Genomic DNA, 3259 nt, shown 5'->3' on the forward strand with positions numbered 1-3259 from the left:
TCACCATTGTCGGCCTAATCCGCGGTCTTTCATGCAGCAGGGGCTCTCAATGTTTTTATGTCCTGCTCATATCGTCTGTGCCGGCACCTGGGGACAGTCCTTATGTCATGAGATCGGTGCAAGAGGGATAGGTTGCCTTGCGTCGATCTAAATAAGTTGCGGTGAGATAGTTCTTGAATTGGCTTTTTGAGGGCTAAACAGGAACTATCTCACCGCAACTGCGTTGAGCGTTTTTTGGCAGCTGGTTTACTTGCTCGCGAACAGCCAGACTAGGATGATCACCAGGATTGCGGCGACGATGCAGACGATGGCGCCGGTGAATTTGATGCGTGAGTCGCGGGTACGCTCGCGCACCGCGTCCTCGGTGGCCTCGAGCTGGGCGACTTCTCGCTCGGTCTCGGCGTGTTCGGCTTTGTCTCGGGCCAAGGATCCTGCAAGCGACTCAGTGATCTCTGGGTGGTCGTGCACCTCGGTCGCCTGTTCGATAATCGACTGCGCATGCGCGGCATCTGCTTGGGCGTTGGCTATGCTCTGCTCTTGGTCGCGGCGTGCCTTGTCCTCGGCGGCGATCTTCTCGCGCAGTTCGCGCTGGCGCGTCGCGGCGGCGGTTTTTGCGGTCTGCAGCTCGTCGCGCGCGGCATCGGCCTCTGCCGTCACGGCCTGATGGGCTCGCTTGGCGTCGGTGATGGGGGCTTGTGCCTGCTCGACGGCCTGCTCGGCTGCGGCAAGCGAGTGCTCAAGGTCGGCGGTGATGCGCGGGACATCTTCTTCGGCTTTACGCAGGGCATCCGCCGTGTCGGAGATCTGCATCGAGAGCTCGCTGGTGCGCACCGTATAGTTGGCGGGATTTGCCGAGGGATTGCGTTGCAGCTCGGCATACTCATGACGCAGCGTCTCGAGCTGGGCGCGCGTGGCGTCGACGGTTTGTTGTGCGGCCGCAATGCCGGCGTCTCGCTCGGCCTTCACCTTGTCGCGGATGCGCTTGGAATCCTCAAGGCGTCGAACGAGGCGGTTGCCGGTCTCGCGAGAGCTCGCCTCGCGGGCCTCCACGGCGTCGAGCGCGGCCTTCAGGCGGAGCTCAGTCGCGTCATCCTCTGTCTTCATTTGTTCGAGCTGACCATTGAGCTCTGTCGCTTTGGCGCCGTGGGCATCACGGTCAATCTCGGCTGCCGCAGCGGTCTTTTGCGCTGTGGCGATCGCCTGACGCTGGTCGGCGACGATCTGCTCGTAGCGGCCTGCGATATCCTGGCGCGTCTCGAGTTCCTCGGCCTGATTGGCAATGCGCTGCTCAAGTTCGGCCAGGTGGGTGCGGGCATCGGCAAGTGCCTTTTTCGCGGCATTCATCTCACGCATGGCCGAGGCGCCCTGGGCGATAAAGGTGCCCACGGCGTTCGCAGTGTTCGAGACAGCGGTCCCCAGATCGCGGCTCGCGGCGGGAGAGTGCGGGGCGGTCGGGCGAGTGGTGTCGGCAGCGTCCGCATCGGCAGTCTGCGGCACGGCGATATTGCCGGTACCGCCCTCGACCACAGAAAAGCCTGCTGCGTGCGGATCGACCGCATCGGCGCCAATCGTGGGGTGCTCGAGCTGCAGAAACGAGGGCATGGTGCTGCCCTGGTCGGCAACCGGAGTCTCGCCGGGCACAAAGGTCGAGGCCGCCTCGGCGGCCTCCTCTTCCTCGGCATCAATATCGGCATCGGCGACGGCGTCTTTCATCGCTTTGACAGCATCCATCATGGAGTCCATGACGGCATCGAGCTCTTCTTCCGAAGACACCTCGATGGGGCCCGCTGCTTGCGGGGCGTCGTCCTGTACGGGGGCGTCGTCCTGTACGGGGGCGTCGTCCTGAGCGGGCGCATCGTCGTTTTGCTCATCGGCGTTTTCTGTTTCGGGGGTTTCCGCCGTAGCGCTTTCGTCCAAGATGGGGTCGTCGATGTCGATACTATCGCAGGTCACAGCGTCAGTATCTGCGGCAACGTCTGCTGAATCATCAATATGCTGTTGAGTCTGGGGGTCCAGCTCGTCTGTCATAGGCATGTGCTCCTCATCGTTGTTTGTCACCCTATGATAAAGTCTCGCGCCGACATCCCGCGCGCCGCAGCAAAGTTTCAAAACGTGTTCGATGGCTCGATCTGATAACAATAACTCGGCCGCTTTATCCAGTTTGTACTTGACAATCCCTTCGCCGAACGACGTGGTGCCGTTCGCCTACCGCGGTCTTTTATTTTCGCTTGAACACGCTAAAGTTGCATCTCAACTTTTGGCGCGTGAAGTTGGATACGCGCAGTCGGCGGGCGTGCCCGTCGCGATTTGAAAGGACTTTGTATGGGACTTTTCACTGGTAAGACCGTGATCGTCACCGGCGGCGGCAAGGCCACGCTTAAGGACGGTTCCGCTGGCTCCATCGGCTACGGCATCGATATCGCATTTGCCAAGGAGGGCGCGAACCTCGTCATCACCGGCCGCAACGTTGCCAAGCTCGAGGCCGCCAAGGAGTCTCTCGAGGCCGAGTACGGCGTCAAGGTTCTGCCTGTTCAGGCCGATGTCTCGGCTGGTCAGGACAACGAGGCCGTCGTCCAGAACGTCATCGACAAGGCCATTGAGGAGTTCGGCCGCATCGACGCCGTCGTCAACAATGCTCAGGCCAGCGCCTCGGGCGTGACCATCGCCGATCACACCATGGACCAGTTTAACCTGGCCATTTACTCCGGTCTGTATGCTACCTATCTGTACATGCAGAAGGCCTATCCGCACCTGAAGGAGACCAAGGGCTCCGTGGTCAACTTCGCTTCGGGCGCCGGCCTGTTTGGCAACTATGGCCAGTGCAGCTATGCTGCCGCCAAGGAGGGCATCCGCGGCCTGACCCGCGTTGCCGCCAACGAGTGGGGCAAGGACGGCATCAACGTCAACATCGTTTGCCCGCTTGCCTGGACTGCCGCGCTCGAGAACTTCCAGGATGCTTACCCCGAGGCGTTCAAGGCCAACGTCCACATGCCGCCGGCGGGTCACTACGGCGACGTCGAGAAGGAGATCGGCCGTGTTGTCGTTCAGCTCTGCGGTCCCGACTTTAAGTACATGAACGGCGAGACCGTCACCCTCGAGGGTGGCATGGGCCAGCGTCCGTAGGGGTTACGTCTCAGGTTCCGCCGTTCTAACGAACGGCGGACCAGCCGACGCTGCGCGGGCCGCATTTGGACAATCTGACGTTCAACTTCAAGGGCGCGACCAGAAGGTCAGCGCCCTTTCGTTTCACGTCACCTTG

The 3259-nt window shown here is 61.4% G+C and carries 2 protein-coding genes; one reads left to right on the top strand and one right to left on the bottom strand.

The window, feature by feature from the left end:
• Positions 1-246: 246 nt before the first annotated feature.
• The gene (locus I4W09_RS10175) at positions 247-2028 is read right to left on the bottom strand and encodes a coiled-coil domain-containing protein (protein ID WP_196034075.1); all 1782 of its coding nucleotides are present in this window, start codon (positions 2026-2028) and stop codon (positions 247-249) included.
• 294 nt (positions 2029-2322) lie between these two features.
• On the opposite strand from I4W09_RS10175, the gene I4W09_RS10180 reads away from it, so the two are divergent.
• Positions 2323-3123, top strand: coding sequence for an SDR family NAD(P)-dependent oxidoreductase (locus tag I4W09_RS10180; protein WP_006235414.1), 801 nt, complete (start codon positions 2323-2325; stop codon positions 3121-3123).
• Positions 3124-3259: the final 136 nt, after the last annotated feature.

It is taken from the genome of Collinsella aerofaciens (genome assembly GCF_015670795.1).
In the GTDB taxonomy this organism is placed as follows: Bacteria; Actinomycetota; Coriobacteriia; order Coriobacteriales; family Coriobacteriaceae; genus Collinsella; species Collinsella aerofaciens_Q.